General features: G+C 64.2%; 18 protein-coding genes. 7 read left to right on the top strand and 11 right to left on the bottom strand.

Annotation, left to right across the window (positions count from 1 at the left end; translation table 11 throughout):
* Positions 1 to 10: 10 nt before the first annotated feature.
* The 8 genes from QA649_RS39520 to QA649_RS39485 form a co-directional block, all read right to left on the bottom strand.
* On the bottom strand, positions 11 to 1,480 hold the full coding sequence (locus QA649_RS39520; protein WP_018646591.1) for a CpaF family protein: 1,470 nt from the start codon (positions 1,478 to 1,480) through the stop codon (positions 11 to 13).
* A gap of 21 nt (positions 1,481 to 1,501) precedes the next feature.
* Positions 1,502 to 2,770 carry an AAA family ATPase gene (locus QA649_RS39515; protein WP_283021874.1) on the bottom strand — a complete coding sequence of 423 codons (1,269 nt, stop codon included), beginning with the start codon at positions 2,768 to 2,770 and terminating at the stop codon, positions 1,502 to 1,504.
* Positions 2,767 to 3,501, bottom strand: a complete 735-nt coding sequence (locus QA649_RS39510; RefSeq protein WP_018646593.1) for a CpaD family pilus assembly protein — start codon at positions 3,499 to 3,501, stop codon at positions 2,767 to 2,769. The genes QA649_RS39515 and QA649_RS39510 overlap by 4 nt, the downstream gene beginning before the upstream one ends.
* Before the next feature lie 20 nt (positions 3,502 to 3,521).
* Positions 3,522 to 4,997, bottom strand: a complete 1,476-nt coding sequence (locus QA649_RS39505; protein ID WP_283021873.1) for a type II and III secretion system protein family protein — start codon at positions 4,995 to 4,997, stop codon at positions 3,522 to 3,524.
* Positions 4,998 to 5,008: 11 nt separating this feature from the next.
* Entirely contained in the window at positions 5,009 to 5,809 is an 801-nt protein-coding gene (gene cpaB / locus QA649_RS39500; RefSeq protein ID WP_026312554.1) for a Flp pilus assembly protein CpaB, read from the bottom strand.
* A 128-nt stretch (positions 5,810 to 5,937) separates the two neighbouring features.
* Positions 5,938 to 6,462 carry a prepilin peptidase gene (locus tag QA649_RS39495; protein ID WP_283021872.1) on the bottom strand — a complete coding sequence of 175 codons (525 nt, stop codon included), beginning with the start codon at positions 6,460 to 6,462 and terminating at the stop codon, positions 5,938 to 5,940.
* A gap of 111 nt (positions 6,463 to 6,573) precedes the next feature.
* A complete protein-coding gene (locus tag QA649_RS39490) occupies positions 6,574 to 6,720 on the bottom strand; it encodes a hypothetical protein (RefSeq protein WP_283021871.1) in 147 nt (48 codons plus the stop codon).
* Between the two features lie 70 nt (positions 6,721 to 6,790).
* Complete coding sequence (locus QA649_RS39485) at positions 6,791 to 6,955, bottom strand: Flp family type IVb pilin (RefSeq protein WP_018646598.1); 165 nt, start codon at positions 6,953 to 6,955, stop codon at positions 6,791 to 6,793.
* A 269-nt stretch (positions 6,956 to 7,224) separates the two neighbouring features.
* Here QA649_RS39485 and QA649_RS39480 point away from each other — a divergent pair, with 269 nt between their 5' ends.
* The 4 genes from QA649_RS39480 to QA649_RS39465 all read left to right on the top strand — a co-directional run bounded on the left by QA649_RS39480 (position 7,225) and on the right by QA649_RS39465 (position 10,283).
* A complete protein-coding gene (locus tag QA649_RS39480) occupies positions 7,225 to 8,052 on the top strand; it encodes a sterol desaturase family protein (RefSeq protein ID WP_283021870.1) in 828 nt (275 codons plus the stop codon).
* Positions 8,053 to 8,307: 255 nt separating this feature from the next.
* Positions 8,308 to 8,805: a pilus assembly protein N-terminal domain-containing protein gene (locus tag QA649_RS39475; RefSeq protein ID WP_283021869.1), complete on the top strand. Its 498-nt coding sequence runs from the start codon at positions 8,308 to 8,310 to the stop codon at positions 8,803 to 8,805.
* A 242-nt stretch (positions 8,806 to 9,047) separates the two neighbouring features.
* Entirely contained in the window at positions 9,048 to 9,626 is a 579-nt protein-coding gene (locus QA649_RS39470; RefSeq protein WP_283021868.1) for a TadE/TadG family type IV pilus assembly protein, read from the top strand.
* Positions 9,627 to 9,704: 78 nt separating this feature from the next.
* Complete coding sequence (locus QA649_RS39465) at positions 9,705 to 10,283, top strand: TadE/TadG family type IV pilus assembly protein (RefSeq protein WP_283021867.1); 579 nt, start codon at positions 9,705 to 9,707, stop codon at positions 10,281 to 10,283.
* Positions 10,284 to 10,388: 105 nt separating this feature from the next.
* Here QA649_RS39465 and QA649_RS39460 read toward each other — a convergent pair whose 3' ends face one another.
* The 3 genes from QA649_RS39460 to QA649_RS39450 all read right to left on the bottom strand — a co-directional run bounded on the left by QA649_RS39460 (position 10,389) and on the right by QA649_RS39450 (position 12,770).
* Entirely contained in the window at positions 10,389 to 10,601 is a 213-nt protein-coding gene (locus QA649_RS39460; RefSeq protein ID WP_008131892.1) for a cold-shock protein, read from the bottom strand.
* A 268-nt stretch (positions 10,602 to 10,869) separates the two neighbouring features.
* Entirely contained in the window at positions 10,870 to 11,157 is a 288-nt protein-coding gene (infA, locus tag QA649_RS39455; protein WP_018646603.1) for a translation initiation factor IF-1, read from the bottom strand.
* A gap of 23 nt (positions 11,158 to 11,180) precedes the next feature.
* A complete protein-coding gene (locus QA649_RS39450; protein ID WP_283021866.1) occupies positions 11,181 to 12,770 on the bottom strand; it encodes a DEAD/DEAH box helicase in 1,590 nt (529 codons plus the stop codon).
* Positions 12,771 to 13,252: 482 nt separating this feature from the next.
* On the opposite strand from QA649_RS39450, the gene urtA reads away from it, so the two are divergent.
* From urtA to urtC, 3 genes are all read left to right on the top strand, one after another.
* A complete protein-coding gene (gene urtA / locus QA649_RS39445) occupies positions 13,253 to 14,581 on the top strand; it encodes an urea ABC transporter substrate-binding protein (RefSeq protein ID WP_283021865.1) in 1,329 nt (442 codons plus the stop codon).
* A gap of 84 nt (positions 14,582 to 14,665) precedes the next feature.
* Positions 14,666 to 16,273, top strand: coding sequence for an urea ABC transporter permease subunit UrtB (gene urtB / locus QA649_RS39440; RefSeq protein ID WP_283021864.1), 1,608 nt, complete (start codon positions 14,666 to 14,668; stop codon positions 16,271 to 16,273).
* Entirely contained in the window at positions 16,270 to 17,439 is a 1,170-nt protein-coding gene (gene urtC / locus QA649_RS39435) for an urea ABC transporter permease subunit UrtC (protein ID WP_283021863.1), read from the top strand. The genes urtB and urtC overlap by 4 nt, the downstream gene beginning before the upstream one ends.

The following is a 17,439-nucleotide window of genomic DNA, read 5'->3' as shown; positions in this document are numbered from 1 at the left end:
GCTGACCCACTCATTTCGTCGGCGCCACTTCCGCAGCGTCGAGCGCGGCAGCAAGGCGCTTCTCGTCGCCGTAATAGCGGGCGCGTTCCCAGAACTTCGGACGGCCGATGCCGGTCGAGCGGTGCCGGCCGATGATCTTGCCGTTGGCGTCCTCGCCGACCAGATCGTAGACGAAGATGTCCTGGGTGATGATGGTGTCGCCCTCCATGCCCATCACCTCGGTGATGTGGGTGATGCGGCGCGAACCGTCGCGCAGGCGCGCCGCCTGGACGATGACGTCGATCGAGGCGCAGATCATCTCGCGGATGGTGCGCGAGGGCAGAGAGAAGCCGCCCATCGTGATCATGGATTCGCAACGCGAGAGCGCTTCGCGCGGATTATTGGCGTGCAGCGTGCCCATCGAGCCGTCGTGGCCGGTGTTCATGGCCTGCAGCAGGTCGAACGCCTCGGGTCCGCGGACTTCGCCGACGATGATCCGTTCAGGACGCATACGCAGGCAGTTGCGCACCAACTCGCGCATGGTGACCTGGCCCTCGCCCTCGATGTTGGGCGGGCGGGTCTCGAGCCGCACCACATGGGGCTGCTGCAGCTGGAGCTCGGCGGCATCCTCGCAGGTGATGACGCGCTCGTCGTGCTCGATGTAGTTGGTGAGGCAGTTGAGCAGCGTGGTCTTGCCCGAGCCGGTACCACCGGAGATCAGCACGTTGCAGCGGACGCGGCCGATGATCTGGAGGATCTCGGCGCCTTCCGGTGAGATCGCGCCGAACTTGACGAGCTGATCCAGCGTCAGCTTGTCCTTCTTGAACTTGCGGATGGTGAGCGTGGGCCCGTCGATCGACAGCGGCGGCACGATGGCATTGACGCGGGAGCCGTCGGCGAGGCGTGCGTCGCAGATCGGCGAGGATTCGTCGACGCGCCGGCCGACCTGGCTGACGATGCGCTGGCAGATGTTGAGGAGCTGCTGGTTGTCGCGGAAGCGGATGCCGGTACGCTGGATCTTGCCGGCGACCTCGATGTAGACGGTGTTGGCGCCGTTGACCATGATGTCCGCGATGTCGTCGCGCGACAGCAGCGGCTCCAGCGGACCGTAGCCGAGCACGTCGTTGCAGATGTCGTCGAGCAGCTCCTCCTGCTCGGCGATCGACATCACGATGTTCTTGATCGCGATGATCTCGTTGACGATGTCGCGGATTTCCTCGCGCGCGGACTCGGAGTCCAGCTTGGCGAGCTGGGCGAGATCGATGGCCTCGATCAGCGCGCCGAAGATGGTCGCCTTGACCTCGTAATAATTGTCCGAGCGCCGGTTCTCCATGGGAGGAGGCGGCGGGGCCTTGATCGGAGCGAGCGGCGGCGAGGCGACTGCCGGCGGGGGCGGCGCGCGCGACACCGTCGGCGCCGGAGCCGGGGCAGGCTCTGGCGACACGGCGCCGGGCTTGGGGGCCCGAAGATCGGTGTCTGTTCCGCTACGCTTACCGAACACTTAACGACTCCATGCGGCGGCTTATTTTCCCCGCAACTTCTCAATCAGGGGTGAAAGCAAGGATGACTTTTGTTTCTTCGTCTCGCTGCGGCCGGTCAGGCGCTGGGCGATCTGGAGGAACATCTCGATCGACTTGTGGTTGGCAGAGATCTCCGCGATCATCTGGCCGTTGTTGGCTGCCGAGCCGAAGATCTGCGGCTCGAACGGGATCGAGACGACCGGCTGGCTCTCGATCGCCTTGGCGAACTCGGTGGAGGCGATTTCGGGCCGCTTGGGGACGCCGACCTGGTTCAGGCAGTAGAGCGGCGGCCGGTCGTTCGGGCGCGAGGCCTTCAGCAGGTCGAACAGGTTCTTGGTGTTGCGCAGATTGGCGAGGTCCGGCGCCGCCACGATCAGGATGTCGTCCGCGCCGATCAGGGCGCGCTTGGTCCAGCCCGACCATTGGTGCGGGATGTCGAGCACGATGCACGGCATGGTGGAGCGCAGCGTGTCGAACACGGCGTCGAAGGCGTCGGTGCCGAAATCATAAACCCGGTCGAGCGTGGCAGGCGCCGCCAGCAGGCTGAGGTGGTCGGTGCATTTCGACAGCAGACGGTCGATGAAGGCGGTATCGACGCGATCGGGCGAGAACACAGCGTCGGCAATGCCCTGCGGCGGGTCCTGATTGTAGTCGAGCCCGGCGGTGCCGAAGGCAAGGTCGAGATCGGCGACCACCGCGTCCATCGCGAGATCGCGCGCGATCGCCCAGGCGACGTTGTGGGAGATGGTGGATGCGCCGACGCCGCCCTTGGCGCCGACCACCGCGATGATGCGGCCGACCGCCTTGGCTTCCGGTGCGGAAAACAGGTTGCAGATCGAGCGCACGACGTCGATGGGGCCGACCGGCGCGAGCACGTAGTCGCTGACACCGCGACGCACCAGCTCGCGATAGAGCGTGACGTCGTTGATGCGGCCGATCACCACCACGCGGGTGCCGGCGTCGCAGACGGTGGCGAGCTGGTCGAGGCCGCCCAAGAGGTCGTTGCGGCCGTCGCTCTCGAGCACGATCACGTTCGGCGTGGGCGCCGAGCGGTAGGCTTCGATCGCGGCGGCCATGCCCCCCATCTGGATCTTCAGGTGAGCTTTGCCGAGGCGGCGATCCTCGCCGGCCGACTGCACCGCGGCAGCCGTCTCCACGGTCTCGCAGAAGGCCTGGACCGAGACGCGCGGCGCGGGCGCAATATGCTCCTCGACCGGCGGGAGTGATGCTTCCGGCTGCTCTTCTTGGGACTGGCGAGCGTAACTGATCATTTGCCGGTGTCGCTGAGTTTGGCCTTTTCGGCGTCAGGATAGATGACCGCGGTCGGAGTTCCCTTGCGATATTTCTCGAACGCGGCGGTGCGTCGCGTCGTGTAGGACGGCGTTTCGGAACGCGGCTGCTCGAGGTCCGCCGGGTTGTCGACCATGGCGGCCATGTTGCGCTGATAGGCGCAGCCGTAATTGTAATAGTCCTTGTTCTCGAACCAGCTCTTGTTCTTCATCGAGGGGCCGATGTCCTCCGGCCAAAGGCCGCAGGGACCCGCGACTGCGGCGATCCTGGAATAGGTCAGCCGGATCGGCGGCAGGAAGCGCTTGTCTGTCGGCTGGTAGGGACGGGTGATGATGCCGCGCGGGGGAATGCCCGCAGCCGCCAGCATGGCCTGGATCTCACGCATCGATTCCGCTGCCGGGCGCGTATTCGGCGTGCCGGACGGCACGTCGATATGGATGGCGCCGGTGCCTTCGTGCAGCCAGGCCGATGCCAGGCCCATCACATCGGCGCGCTGGGCGGCGGTCAACCCGCCGCGGGCGTGGCCGACGAAGACGACGATCGAGCGGTTCTGCTCCTCGACCGCGATCGGGTGACGCTGCTTGTAGTCGTCGGGGATGGAGGCGGTCATCACCTCGTCGTGCTGGCAGCCGCCGAGCGCAAGCGCGATGCCGACGAGCGCGCCACCGAAGCGGATGGCGCGTTGGCGAAGCTGGGGTGGTCTTGTGATCATCGTGAAGTCCCCGTTCCGCCTCAGTCGGTGATGAAGCCGTAGGTGCCGCGGTAGTTCCGGGCCGGTTCGGTCCGGCCAGGCACGCCGTAGATGCGGTTGATGTTGCCGATCAGGCCGGCCTGCGGATCGGCAGGCGCGGCGAAGCCGTCATCCGGTCGCGACAGGTCCTTCGGCGCTGCAGCGCGCACGACATAAGGCGTCACGATCACGACCAGCTCGGTCGCGTTGTTGACGAAGTCGCGGCTGCGGAACAGCGTGCCGAGGACCGGAAGCTGCATCAGGCCCGGCAGTCCGCTCACCGCCTGCTTGGTCTGCTGCTGGATCAGGCCGGCCATTGCCATCGCGCCGCCGGAGGGAATTTCCAGCGAGGTTTCGGCGCGGCGGGTCCGGATCGAGGGCACCGTCACCGAGTTCACCGACGTCGAGGTCACGGCCTGCGACAGCGTGATCGAATTCTCGTTCGAAAGCTCGGAGACCTCGGTCATCACCCGCAGGCTGATCTTGCCTTCGGTCAGAACCACCGGAGTGAAGTTGAGCGAGATGCCGAACTTCTTGAAGCTGATCTGAGTGGTACAGACATGCGTGGTGGGATCGCACGCATAGCCCGCCGGCACCGGGAATTCGCCGCCGGCGATGAAGGTCGCCGACTCCCCGGAGATCGCGGTCAGGTTCGGCTCGGCCAGCGTCCGGATCACCCCGGCGGTCTCCATCGCGCGCAGGGTGGCCTGCACCGAGGGCGTCGCGCCGAACTTTGTGGTCAGACTGTTGCCGTCCACGAGATTGTGGCCAAGGGCGGTGAACGGATTGGAATTGGTGAAGCTCACCACCGAGGTGCCGTAGTTCAGGTTCGCCGAGAGGTCGATGCCGAGCTGCTTGACGATGGTGCGCTGGACCTCGGCCACCGTCACCTTCAGCATGACCTGGTCGCGGCCGCGGACCACGATCGAGTTCACCACCTTGTCGGCGCCGCCGGCGAGCCGCGCGGCGAGTTCGTTGGCCTGCTGCGCCTCCATCGGACTCGCCACGCTGCCGGTCAGCACGACACCCTCGCCGAGCCCGTCGATCTGGATGTCGGAATTGGGCAGGACCTGCTTCAATGCGGCGCGCACGCCGTTGAGGTCGCGCTTGACCGCGATGTCGTAGGCCGCGATCTGCTGGCCGGCGGAATCGAAGAACACGATGTTGGTCTGGCCGACCGAGGCGCCGATGATGTAGGCGCGCTGCGCCGAGCGCACCACCGCATTGGCGATCTTGGGGTCGGCGACCAGCACGTCCTTGATGTCGCGCGGCAGGTCGATCACGATCGATTTGCCGACGCCGAGCGAAAGGAAGCGCGCGTTCATCTGGCCGTCGGCGGCGGCCGGCGCCGCGGGGCGGTAGTCGGCGGCGACCACGGGGGTCAGCGCCGGGTTGAGCACCAGCGCGAGGGCGGCCGAAAACGACAGGGCGCGGACCACGGAGGTTCGCATCGTCGTCAAATCTGCCCTGCATTTCATATCGACTGCCCTCATCGTGCCTTTGCCGTCGCGCTCGGAATGCCGTAGCGAATGATCGAAACGCCATCGCGCTTCTGTGCGGAATCATCGAGCGTGATCTCGCTCATCTTGACGTCGACGATGCTGCGCAGCGCCAGCGACAGCGTGCCGCTCTGGCGCGCGGCGGAAAGCGTCGCCGTCTGTGCGGGATTGAGCTCGAGGGTGACGGTCTTGCCGACCACGGCGTTCTGGCCGTCCTTCTCCTTCGGCGCCTGGTCGATCGCCAGGACGCGGATGTTGGCCAGGATGATCTCGGAGGTGATGAGATCGGGAGCGCCGCTGCTCTGGTCGGGGTTCTTGAGGCGGCGGGTCAGAAGCACGTCGACGCGATCGTTGGGCAGGATGAAGCCGCCTGCGCCGGTCTCCGGCGAGATCTCGGTCGAGATCGCGCGCATGCCCGTGGGCAGGATCGCCGCCATGAAGCCGGAGCCCTCGGCCTTGACCAGCTTCTGGTCGCGGATCGGCTCACCCTGGATGAAGGGGGCGCGGGCGATCGAGCCCGTCACCTGGGTCGCGCCCTCCGGGCGCTCGTTGCGGCGGATGAAGGTGGCGCTGGCGGTCGCGGCCGGCCAGGTCTGCCACTGCACGTCTTCAGGCTTGACGGTCTGGCCGAGACCGATGTCGTTCTTGGCCACCAGCACGTCGACGGTCGGAAGCTGCGCGACCGGAGCCGCTGGAGGCGGCGCAGAATTGTCCGAGCCGCTCGCCAGATACGCGGCGACGCCGCCGGCGCAGATGGCGACCGTCAGGACGACAATGCGTGCCCTATTCATACGCTTCACTTTCCAACAAAACGCCGCGACGCTGCCGCCGCCGTAATCGGCAGTTGACCAGCTATTCGTCAAAGCATGGTTAATGAGGCGTATCTAAATCGGCTTAACGCCGGGTTTACTCGGGGCGTTCAGCGCAGTGCGAGGTGAGCGAGGTCGATCGCCTTCACCCATTCGGTTTCCGGGTAGACCATCAGCGCGCTCAGCGCGAGCGCGATGCCGTAGGGAATGCCGCTCTCCTTGGCGTGCAGTCGTGCAAGCCAGGCCTGGCCCGCGAGGCCGTAGGGCAACGGCCATTGCCGAAACTGGAGCAGGAGCAGCGTCAGCGCTCCGCCGAACAGCGAGGCATAGAGCAGGAAGTTCATCAGGTGCGCGAAGCCGAACCAGAGCGCGACGGAGGCCGCGACCTTGGCGTCGCCGCCGCCGACCCAGCCCATCGCGAAGCACGTGAAGGCCACGACCAGCAGAAGCGCGCCGGCGCCGACATGTGTGAGCATCTCGTAAGGTGCCATGCCACCGGCAAGGGCGAGCACGAAGAAGCCCGCGACCAGCGCCAGCGACACCCGGTTCGAGATGGTCATCGTGAAGAGATCGCTCGCAGCCGCGAACGCCATCAGGGCCGGGAAGAGCATGAGGCGCGCAAGGTCGAGGATCATGGGCTGCGTCTTGAGGCCTGGGTTTGTCGCGGGATCTGCCGTCGCGCGATGCTAGCCGGCAGTGCTAAACAAACCGACAACGGCGGCAGCGAGAACCCTGTCGCGGCCTGCTCACCAGAGGCTGGCGATGCGCGCGGCGAGTGCGACCGTTGCGAGCAGCAATGCAAGGCACACCCAATAGGCCGGCGAGCCGGTCGGCGCCGCTTGCGCCTCGCTCGCCGCAACCGCGGCACCCGTTCTGTACTTTCGCAACGCCACTGGAACTCGCCGTACTCGGAAAAACAAAGGCCCCGGAGGTCCGGGGCTTTTGCCGTCGTTTGTCGGTCGCTTACTTCAGCGAGCTGCTGATCGAGCCGAACTTGGTGTTCAGCGTGCTGCCGAGATTGTTGACGACGGTGATGATGGCCAGCGCGATGCCGGCGGCGATCAGGCCGTATTCGATGGCGGTGGCGCCGGATTCATCCTTGGCGAAACGCGCAATCAAGTTCTTCATGAACAAACTCCATCTTGGGTGGGATCGCCTCGTTCGGCGCTGTCGTTGACGCGATGACCATGAGAGCCGAGCTCTTTCGGTAGAGTTAATTCGATCGTGTAAACCCAATTGCTGCGCGATGCTTTTGCCCAGAGTGAATCTCACCTTAAAGCCCCCATCGAAATTCGCTCCGGTTCCGGACGCACTGCAACTGCGTCGCCCGGCTTCACCCTCCCTTAAATTTCGCGGAGTAGGCGTAAGAGGACCAGCAATTCGGAAGAGAGGCGACGATGTCGAGCCTGCCCATGCAAGTCGCCCTGATGCTCGGCGAGACCATTGCGAAGGTGGTCCCCGTCACTTTCGTGCTCGCGCTGGTCTTCACGGTGCTCGAGCATTTCTGGGCCTGCAATCCCGGCCTGCCGTGGTGGCGCAAGCGGGAGATCGTCACCGACATCTGCTACTGGTTCTTCGTCCCCGTATTCGCCCGGACCATGCGGATCGGACTCCTGATCGTCGGGGCGGGCGCCTTCTTCAACATCCACGACGCCGACGATCTCATCGCCTTCTACGACAACGGCCACGGCCCGCTGGCGCAATTGCCGCTCTGGGTGCAGGCCGCGCTGTTCCTGGTGCTGTCGGACTTCATGCTGTACTGGCTGCACCGGCTCTTCCATGGCGGCGAGTTCTGGAAGTACCACGCGATCCATCACTCCTCCGAAGAGATCAGCTGGATTTCGGCGGCCCGCTTCCATCCCGTCAATCTCGTGCTCGGCACGATCGGGGTCGACGTCGTGCTGCTGATGGCCGGCATCTCCCCGAACGTCATGATCTGGGTCTCCCCGTTCACGACCTTCCATTCGGCCTTCGTGCACGCCAACCTGAACTGGACGTTCGGGCCGTTCAAATATGTGCTGGCGACGCCGGTATTTCACCGCTGGCACCACACCCCGCTCGAAGACGGTGGCGACACCAATTTCGCCGGGACGTTCCCGATCTGGGATGTGCTGTTCGGCACCTTCCGCATGCCGGAGGGGAAACTGCCGCAGGACTACGGCAAGGACGAAGCGACCATGCCGAAGGAGATCGGAGGGCAGCTTGCCTATCCGTTCCGCCGCTAAAGCATGATCCGGAAAAGTGCGAAGCGGTTTTCCGGAAGGATCATGCGTAAACAACAACCTAAAGCGCGATGACGATTCATCCCAATCTCATCGCGCTTTAGGGGTGCTCCAGAGCGGCAAATCGTCAGTCCGTTCAAACAATAGAACGCGAATTTGCGGAACGTTCACGAATTGAGGGCAGGTTAGCGGGGTCGGGCACCGGCTCCGCTGTATCCGATCGCTTCTGCCGGTTTGTGACGTCCCGGGGGTAAGAGTATGCGTAAAGAACTGCTGCGCCGCCATGCGCGCGTCTGTCTTCTGGTTGCGGCCGCGGTGCTGGCATCGCCTTCTGCCGGCCTTGCCGAATCCACCGCCGATACCATCGCCGTCAATGTCGACCAGGCCAAGCTGGTCCGGCTGCCCGGCAAGGTGGCGACCATCGTGGTCGGCAATCCCCTGATCGCCGACGTCACGCTCCAGCCCGGCGGCATGATCGTCGTGACCGGAAAGGGCTACGGCGCCACCAATTTCATCGCGCTGGACCGGGCGGGCGAGATCCTGGTCGACCGCCAGATCCAGGTCGAAGGCCCGAGCGATCGGCTCGTCACCGTGTATCGCGGGGTTGAGCGCGAGTCCTACAGTTGCCTGCCGCTCTGCCAGCGCCGCGTGACGCTGGGCGACAGCGACAACTACTTCAACACCACGATGGGCCAGGCTGGTTCGCTGAGCAGCAATGCCAGCGGCAATGGCGGCGCGGGTGCCAAGACCAACTAACAAGATGAGCCAATAAGCCAGCGAGCAAGTCCGATTGACGGGGCCGGATCGTATGGTCAGGTCCGGATTGTGCTCGCCAGTCCTCTCCGTCCGGTCGTCTTTTGTGCGCCTTGGGTCGTGCTGGGTTAACGACCCCTTAACGGCGCGCGTCGCCGGCCGCGGCCGGCCTGCAACACTTAAACAATCAGTTTTAGCTATTTCATTGAGCGGATGATCGCCGCTGGCTGGGGAAATTTGACGCGATGCCATCGCCTGCACCTGAGAGGTTCGCGCTCCGAACCGTGCTGCGTCGGTTTCGCGGCAATCGCCGCGGTTCCGCGGCCGTCGAGTTCGCGCTGGTCGCGCCGATCTTCTTCGCGCTGCTGTTCGCCATCATCGAGACGGCGCTCATGTTCTTCGCGAGCCAGGTGCTCGAGACCATCACGCAGAATTCCGCGCGGGTGGTGCTGACCGGGCAGGCGCAATCGGGTTCGGTGACCGCCTGCGCGGTGTCCGGCATCGGCACGCCGTGCACGCAAGCAACGTTCAAGACCTACGTCTGCAGCCAGATCCCGGCGCTGTTCGATTGCAGCAAGCTCTATGTCGACGTCACGAGCTACTCGTCCTTCTCTGCGGTGACGTTGTCGAGCCACATCGACGGCTCCGGAGGTTTCGACACGAGCATGAGTTACAGCCCGGGCAGCGCCGGCGACATCGTGGTGGTGCGGCTGTTCTATCAGTGGCCGCTGTTCGTCACCGGGCTCGGCTACAACATCGCCAATCTCACCGGCAGCAAGCGACTGCTGGTGGCCACGGCGGCGTTCAAGAACGAGCCTTACTAAAGCATGATCCGGAAAAGTGCGTAGCGGTTTTCCGGCAAGATCGTGCTCAAACAATAGGACAAGTGATCGGGCGAGACGATGCAGGCGATTGCGAAATTGTGGCAGGCGACGCGTCTGACCGCGTACGAATTCCTCGCCGATAGCAGGGGGCTTGCGGCCACCGAATTCGTCGTAGTCGTGCCGCTGATGCTGGTGATGTTTTTCGGCACGGTGGAGTTCTCGTCGGCGGTGGCAATCGATCGCAAGGTGACGCTGATGGCGCGGACGCTGTCGGACCTCACCTCGCAGTCGACGTCGGTCAGCGATACCGACATGACCAACTTCTTTGCTGCCTCGACCGGCATCATGACGCCTTATGCCACCTCGCCGGTCTCGGCGACGATCACCGAGCTCTATGTCGATCCCTCGACTCTGCAGGCGCATGTGCAGTGGAGTAAGGGATCGGTGCCACGGACGCCGAAGTCCGCGGTGACGATTCCCACGACGCTGGCGATCGGTGGCACCTACCTGATCTTCAGCGAGGTCAGCTACACCTACACGCCGTCGGTCGGCTATGCGCTGAAGAGCGCGATCACGCTGAGTGACGTCGCCTATACGAGGCCGCGCCAGTCGACCTGCGTCTATTACAGTCCGGATACCGCCTGCACGATCTACTGAGTGCATCGATCTCCGACATGAAAAAAGGCCGTGCATCGCGCACGGCCTTTCCATTGTTGCTTCGACTTGCTCAGTCGGGCTGATCCGGACCGAAGGTCCGTGGGCTCAGCCGGCGGAGCGAAGATTGTCGGCGGCCGACTTGCCGGACCGGCGATCGGCGACGATCTCGTAGGAGAGCTTCTGGCCTTCGCGCAGCGTGCCGAGGCCGGCGCGCTCGACGGCGCTGATGTGAACGAACACGTCCTGGCCGCCATCGTCGGGCTGGATGAAGCCGAAGCCCTTGGTCGCGTTAAACCACTTCACGGTTCCCATGCTCATGGGGGTAGTTCCCTCTCAGATAAACAATGTAAAAGTCCGCTCGCGCGGACAGGTTAGATCGAATTTCTGGAAGGGTCGTCAGCGTGTCTGAACCGGCTATACCGGTGGATGCCAATGTCGTCCGGCCGAAAATCGATTAATTCATTTTATTGGAATTGGGGCTTCAAAACAATCCGGCCGTGCACGATTTTTTGATCCGCCGCGATGCGCGCGGCGGATCAGCATACAGGTCAGAATTTTACTTCCGTATCGATGCGCTGGAAGCGGATCAACGACGGCGGAACTGGCCACCGCGTTGACCGGGGCGCGGCGGTCCGCCAGCGGTTGCGGGACGCTCGTCCTTGTGGCGGAAAATCAGCCGGCCCTTCTCGAGGTCATAAGGCGACATCTCCACCGTCACGCGGTCGCCCGCGAGCGTCTTGATGCGGTTCTTCTTCATCTTGCCGGCGGTGTAGGCGACGATCTCGTGTCCGGCGTCGAGTTGCACGCGGTAGCGGGCGTCGGGGAGGATTTCGGTGACCAGTCCTTCGAACTGGATCAGCTCTTCCTTAGCCATTGATATCTCCAGGTCGTGGACGGCTAGTGCGAATAGGGTTTGCGGGTCGATTGGCCGTTCGGCCGACTCTCACGGCGCAGAAAGGCCACGCCTTGTATCCCATCAGGCTTGCCGGCGCTATGCGCGGGACGCTGTTCCGACCGATCGGTTTGCGAATGTCCCAGCTTATTAGCACCGGAGCGACGGCGGCGGCGAGACCCCTTCGAGGCGTTCTGGCCGTCGTTGAATCGTCCGTCGACATGCCGCGCGTCGCCGCCGTGCCGGCCTTCACCGGGGCGTCCGTCGCCCTGCTTGCCGGCGCTATGGTGACGTCCGTCGCCATGCCTTTCGTCGGCGCGACGTCCGTCACCGTGCCGTGCGCCTTGCGGACGCTGGCCCGGACGGCCTCCGCGGCCCTGTCGTTGCTGCGGCGCGGGAGGACCCGCATCGCGGCGGCCGGCATCGGTACGGAGGTCTTCGCGCGGCAGCGCCACCTTGATCAGCCGCTCGATGTCGCGGAGGTAGCTGAGCTCCTCGCCGCCGGCGACCAGCGAGATCGCGGTGCCGTCGGCCCCGGCGCGCGCGGTGCGACCGATGCGGTGCACATAGGTCTCGGGCACGTTGGGCAGGTCGAAATTGATGACGTGGGTGATGCCGTCAACGTCGATGCCGCGGGCGGCGATGTCGGTGGCGACCAGCGTGCGGATTTCACCGGACCGGAACTGTGCCAGTGTGCGCTCGCGATGGTTCTGCGACTTGTTGCCGTGGATGGCGCTGGCGGGGATGCCGGCCTTTTCGAGTGTCTTCACGACCTTGTCGGCACCGTGCTTGGTGCGGGTGAAGACCAGCGCACGGTTGATCGGCTCGTCCTTCAGCAGCTTGGTCAGGAAGGCGGGCTTGGCCGAGAAGTCGACCTGCAGGATGCGCTGGTTGATCCGCTCGGCGGTCGAGGAGACCGGGGTCACCGCGACGCGGGCGGGATCGCGCAGCATGGAGTCTGCGAGCTCGGCGATGTCCTTCGGCATGGTGGCCGAGAAGAACAGCGTCTGCCGCTTGATCGGCAGCTTGGCGACGATTTTGCGGATGTCGTTGATGAAGCCCATGTCGAGCATGCGATCGGCCTCGTCGAGCACGAGGAACTCGACGCTCGAGAGCTTCAGCCCGTTGCTCTGCACGAGGTCGAGCAGGCGGCCGGGCGTGGCGACCAGCACGTCGACACCCTGCATCAGGGCGCGGACCTGGCGGCCCATCGGAACGCCGCCGATGGCGAGCGTCGAGGACAGGCGGATGTGGCGGCCATAGGCGTTGAAGCTGTCGAGGATCTGCCCCGAAAGCTCGCGGGTCGGCGACAGCACCAGAACGCGGGCGGTCTTGGGCTGCGGCTTGATGCGGTTCTCCAGCAGGCGGTGCAGGATCGGCAGCGCGAAGGACGCGGTCTTGCCGGTGCCGGTCTGGGCGATGCCGACGACGTCGCGGCCGGTCAGCGCCAGCGGGATGGTCTGGGCCTGGATCGGGGTTGGGGTGACGTAATTCTCTTCACGAAGAGCGCGCGCGATGGGTTCGGCGAGGCCGAAGTCCTGAAACGAAGTCAAAAGATGGGTTCTTTCCATGTCAAAAGCGGGCGCCCGGCGCATTCAGCGCGGCGCGCGCAAAAGGGTGTCGAGAAGACACCTGCGTGTTTGGGGTGTCGGATGGCTTGGATGATATGGGGCAAGCCAGAGGCCCGGAGGGGGCTTAAGAACACGCGGCTCGCTACGACCCCTTGATTCGCAAGAGGTCTCGACCGTTTATATGGAACATCGAGGGGGCGCTTTCAAGGCAAGTCCGCCCCAAACCGCGGTTGCGGTGCAGAAATAGTTATGCCGGAAATTTAGACAGAAGCGCCATTTTGCTCAGAAAATGAACTGTCTGCCGCATTAGCATACATTTTGTTCGCCCAAGTTTTAAGCAATTTGACTGCGGCGAAACTTTGTTTTCTGCAGAATTTCTAAACAAAACCAACGCGTTACCGCGTGTTCAGCCCATGGCATGGTTCTTGCGATTCCATTAATCGCAGGCGGCCGTGGGGCCGTTTCGCAGCGTCTTTTCACGTCTGCGTCAGGGAGATGATACACAAATGCTTACCAAATCCACTCGCGATAGAGCGGCGTCATTTAGCCGCCGCGGCGTTCTCGCCGCGTCCGCCGGACTGATGCTCGGTCTGGCCTCATTGACCGGCGCCAAGGCCGCGGACGATACCATCAAGGTCGGTGTGCTTCACTCCCTCTCCGGCACCATGGCCATCAGCGAAACCACGCTGAAGGACACCATCCTCTTCCTGATCGACGAGCAGAACAAGAAGGGCGGCGTGCTCGGCAAGAAGCTCGAGGCCGTCGTGGTCGATCCCGCCTCGAACTGGCCGCTGTTCGCCGAGAAGGCGCGCGAGCTGATCACCAAGGACAAGGTCTCGGTCGTGTTCGGCTGCTGGACCTCGGTGTCGCGCAAGTCGGTGCTCCCGGTGTTCAAGGAGCTCAACAACATCCTGTTCTACCCCGTGCAGTACGAGGGCGAGGAGAGCGAGCGCAACGTGTTCTACACCGGTGCGGCGCCGAACCAGCAGGCGATTCCCGCCGTCGATTATCTGATGAAGGAAGAGAAGGTGAAGCGCTGGGTGCTCGCGGGCACCGACTACGTCTATCCGCGCACCACCAACAAGATCCTGGAAGCCTATCTGAAGTCGAAGGGTGTCGCCCAGGAAGACATCATGATCAACTACACGCCGTTCGGTCACTCCGACTGGCAGACGATCGTGGCCGACATCAAGAAGTTCGGCTCGGCCGGCAAGAAGACCGCGGTGGTCTCGACCATCAACGGCGACGCCAACGTTCCCTTCTACAAGGAGCTCGGCAACCAGGGCATCAAGGCCAAGGACATCCCGGTGGTCGCGTTCTCGGTGGGTGAGGAAGAGCTCGCCGGCATCGACACCAAGCCGCTGGTCGGCCATCTGGCCGCCTGGAACTACTTCGAGTCGATCAAGACCAAGGACGGCTCGAACGAGAAGTTCATCAAGGACTGGCAGACCTACACCAAGAATCCGAAGCGCGTGACCAACGACCCGATGGAAGCGCATGTGATCGGCTTCGCCATGTGGGTGAAGGCGGTCGAGAAGGTGAAGTCGACCGATCCGGACAAGGTGATCGACGCGCTTCCCGGCATCGAGGCGCCGAACCTGACCGGTGGCGTGTCGAAGATGCTGCCGAACCACCACATCACCAAGCCGGTGTTCATCGGCGAGATCAAGGGCAACGGCCAGTTCGACGTGGTCTGGAAGACCCCGGGCCTCGTCGCGGGCGACGCCTGGTCGAAGGAGCTCGACGGCTCCAAGGACCTGATCGGTGACTGGGTCGGCAAGAAGTGCGGCAACTTCAACACCAAGACCAACAAGTGCCTCGGCTCGGGCTCCTGATCCGGGTCTGACGCTCCATTGCACGATCGGGGAGGGCGGCGATCCCGCCGCCTTCTCCACCCATTTCTGCCGGGGTCATTCACAGTGCCAGCCAAATTGCCCGCCCGTCTCTGTTCGCTGCTGCTCTCGTTGCTTCTGATTGCGTTCGCACTGCCGGCCTTTGCGGGTCCGTTCGAGGATGCGGTCGCCAAGTTCGCCAACGACGATTTTTCCGACACCGAAGAAGCGGTCGGCGTGATCGCCAGCAGCGGCAACAAGCTGGCTTTTCCCATCATCAGCGCGCTCCAGGACGGCCGGTTGATGGCCGATCCTGATAGCAAAAAGGTTTACGTCACCGGCACCGACGGTAAGTCGATCGATGCCGCGACCGGCGAGGCCGTCGCCAGCGTTCCCGACAGTGCGAGCGCGGTCCGCCTCAACAACCGCCTGCGCCGCAGCGTCGATGCCGCGCTCGGCAGCCTGACGCTGCAGTCGCCGGATGTCGGAACGCGCCTGCAGGCCGCGCAATCCGTCTTCAAATCGCACGAGGAGACGGCGCTCGAGGCCGTCGATGCCGCGCTCGCCAAGGAAACCAACAAGTCGGTCAAGACGGCACTCGGTGAAGCCCGCGCGGCGATCCTGCTGTTCAAGTCCGATGCCACGGAGGTCGAGAAGCTCGAGGCCGTCGCCACCCTCAAGGCGCGCGGCGACCAGGAGGCGATGGCGCTGCTCACCGGCATGGGCGACCAGCCGGCCTCGGTGACCAAGGCTGCGGCGAGCGCGATCGGCTCGATCCAGTCTTCGCTCGCGGTCTGGTCCACGGTGCAGAACGCCTGGTATGGCCTGTCGCTCGGCTCAGTGCTGCTGCTTGCCGCGATTGGGCTCGCCATCACTTTCGGCGTGATGGGCGTCATCAACATGGCGCATGGCGAAATGGTGATGATCGGGGCCTACACCACCTTCGTGGTGCAGGAGGTGATCCGCACCCGCTACCCCGGCCTGTTCGACTATTCGCTGCTGATCGCCGTGCCGCTCGCCTTCCTCGTCGCCGGCGCCATCGGCGTCTTGATCGAGCGCAGCATCATCCGCTTCCTCTATGGCCGTCCGCTGGAGACGCTGCTGGCGACCTGGGGCCTGTCGCTGGTGCTGCAGCAGGCGGTGCGCACCATGTTCGGCCCGACCAATCGCGAGGTTGGCAACCCCTCCTGGATGAGCGGCGCGTTCGAGCTCGGCCAGATCACCATCACCTATAACCGGCTCTGGATCCTCTGCTTCACGCTGGCCGTGTTCGCGATCCTGCTCGCGATGCTGCGCTACAGCGCGATCGGTCTCGAAATGCGCGCGGTGACGCAGAACCGCCGCATGGCGGCCTCGATGGGCATCGCCACATCGCGCGTCGATGCGCTGACCTTCGGTCTCGGCTCGGGCATTGCCGGCATCGCCGGCGTGGCGCTGTCGCAGATCGACAATGTCAGCCCCAATCTCGGCCAGAGCTACATCATCGACAGCTTTATGGTCGTGGTGTTCGGCGGCGTCGGTAATCTCTGGGGCACGCTGGTCGGCGCCTTTACGCTCGGCATCGCCAACAAGTTCCTGGAGCCGGTCGCCGGCGCCGTGCTCGGCAAGATCGCGATCCTCGTTCTCATCATCCTGTTCATTCAAAAGCGGCCGCGCGGCCTGTTCGCGCTCAAGGGCCGTGCGGTGGAAGCATGACCCCTCACATGCTGACGCGATCGCTGGACCGCGGCGCGACGATCTTCCTGCTGGTTGCCGCTGCGCTGGGCGTGCTGATTCCGCTGTCCAACCTGCTGCTGCCCGCGGGCTCATTCCTGCAGGTGCCGACCTATCTCGTCGCGCTCTGGGGCAAGTATGTCTGCTACGCCATCCTGGCGCTTTCGATCGACCTGATCTGGGGCTATTGCGGCATCCTCTCGCTCGGCCACGGCGCCTTTTTCGCGCTCGGCGGCTACGCGATGGGCATGTACCTGATGCGGCAGATCGGCACCCGCGGCGTCTACGGCAATCCGATCCTGCCCGACTTCATGGTGTTCCTGAACTGGCAGAAGCTGCCGTGGTACTGGTACGGCTTCGACATGTTCTGGTTTGCCGCGCTGATGGTGCTGGTCGTGCCCGGCCTGCTTGCCTTCTGCTTCGGCTGGCTCGCCTTCCGTTCCCGCGTCACCGGCGTCTATCTGTCGATCATCACGCAGGCAATGACCTACGCGCTGCTGCTCGCCTTCTTCCGCAACGATTTCGGCTTCGGCGGCAACAACGGCCTGACCGACTTCAAGGACATCCTGGGCTTCAACGTGCAGGCGGAGGGGACGCGCGCCGCGTTGTTCGCGCTGAGCTGCCTGGCGCTGATCATCGGTTTCCTGATCTGCCGCGCCATCGTCTCGTCCAAGCTCGGCAAGGTGCTGATCGCCGTGCGTGATGCGGAATCGCGGACGCGCTTCCTCGGTTACCGCGTCGAATCCTACAAGCTGTTCGTGTTCACAGTGTCGGCCTGCATGGCCGGCGTTGCCGGCGCGCTCTACGTGCCGCAGGTCGGCATCATCAACCCGTCCGAGTTCGCGCCGGGCAATTCGATCGAGGCGGTGATCTGGGTCGCGGTCGGCGGCCGCGGCACGCTGGTCGGCGCCGCGCTCGGTGCCGTCGTCGTCAACTACGCCAAGACGTTCTTCACCTCGGGCATGCTGGCGCCGTACTGGCTGTTCATGCTGGGAGCGCTGTTCATCCTGGTGACGCTGCTGCTGCCCAAGGGCATCGTCGGCACCTTCAACGCCTGGTGGGATCAGTCGAAGGAAAAACGCGCCGCGGCAGCCGTTGCGAGCGCCGCGGCCGAAGACGGCGTCACCGAACCCAAGATGGCGGAGTAA

Source organism: Bradyrhizobium sp. CB1717 (assembly GCF_029714325.1).
GTDB lineage: Bacteria > Pseudomonadota > Alphaproteobacteria > Rhizobiales > Xanthobacteraceae > Bradyrhizobium.
Note: the sequence above shows the minus strand (reverse complement) of the source record. Positions and strands in the feature narration are given on the sequence as shown.

Bases quoted from the DNA above. Each gene is read 5' to 3' on its own strand.
- QA649_RS39515 (WP_283021874.1), bottom strand. From the start codon at position 2,770: ATGATCAGTTACGCTCGCCAGTCCCAAGAAGAGCAGCCGGAAGCATCA.
- QA649_RS39510 (WP_018646593.1), bottom strand. From the start codon at position 3,501: ATGATCACAAGACCACCCCAGCTTCGCCAACGCGCCATCCGCTTCGGT.
- QA649_RS39505 (WP_283021873.1), bottom strand. From the start codon at position 4,997: ATGAAATGCAGGGCAGATTTGACGACGATGCGAACCTCCGTGGTCCGC.
- cpaB (WP_026312554.1), bottom strand. From the start codon at position 5,809: ATGAATAGGGCACGCATTGTCGTCCTGACGGTCGCCATCTGCGCCGGC.
- QA649_RS39495 (WP_283021872.1), bottom strand. From the start codon at position 6,462: ATGATCCTCGACCTTGCGCGCCTCATGCTCTTCCCGGCCCTGATGGCG.
- QA649_RS39485 (WP_018646598.1), bottom strand. From the start codon at position 6,955: ATGAAGAACTTGATTGCGCGTTTCGCCAAGGATGAATCCGGCGCCACC.
- QA649_RS39480 (WP_283021870.1), top strand. From the start codon at position 7,225: ATGTCGAGCCTGCCCATGCAAGTCGCCCTGATGCTCGGCGAGACCATT.
- QA649_RS39475 (WP_283021869.1), top strand. From the start codon at position 8,308: ATGCGTAAAGAACTGCTGCGCCGCCATGCGCGCGTCTGTCTTCTGGTT.
- QA649_RS39470 (WP_283021868.1), top strand. From the start codon at position 9,048: ATGCCATCGCCTGCACCTGAGAGGTTCGCGCTCCGAACCGTGCTGCGT.
- QA649_RS39465 (WP_283021867.1), top strand. From the start codon at position 9,705: ATGCAGGCGATTGCGAAATTGTGGCAGGCGACGCGTCTGACCGCGTAC.
- QA649_RS39460 (WP_008131892.1), bottom strand. From the start codon at position 10,601: ATGAGCATGGGAACCGTGAAGTGGTTTAACGCGACCAAGGGCTTCGGC.
- infA (WP_018646603.1), bottom strand. From the start codon at position 11,157: ATGGCTAAGGAAGAGCTGATCCAGTTCGAAGGACTGGTCACCGAAATC.
- QA649_RS39450 (WP_283021866.1), bottom strand. From the start codon at position 12,770: ATGCGCCGGGCGCCCGCTTTTGACATGGAAAGAACCCATCTTTTGACT.
- urtA (WP_283021865.1), top strand. From the start codon at position 13,253: ATGCTTACCAAATCCACTCGCGATAGAGCGGCGTCATTTAGCCGCCGC.
- urtC (WP_283021863.1), top strand. From the start codon at position 16,270: ATGACCCCTCACATGCTGACGCGATCGCTGGACCGCGGCGCGACGATC.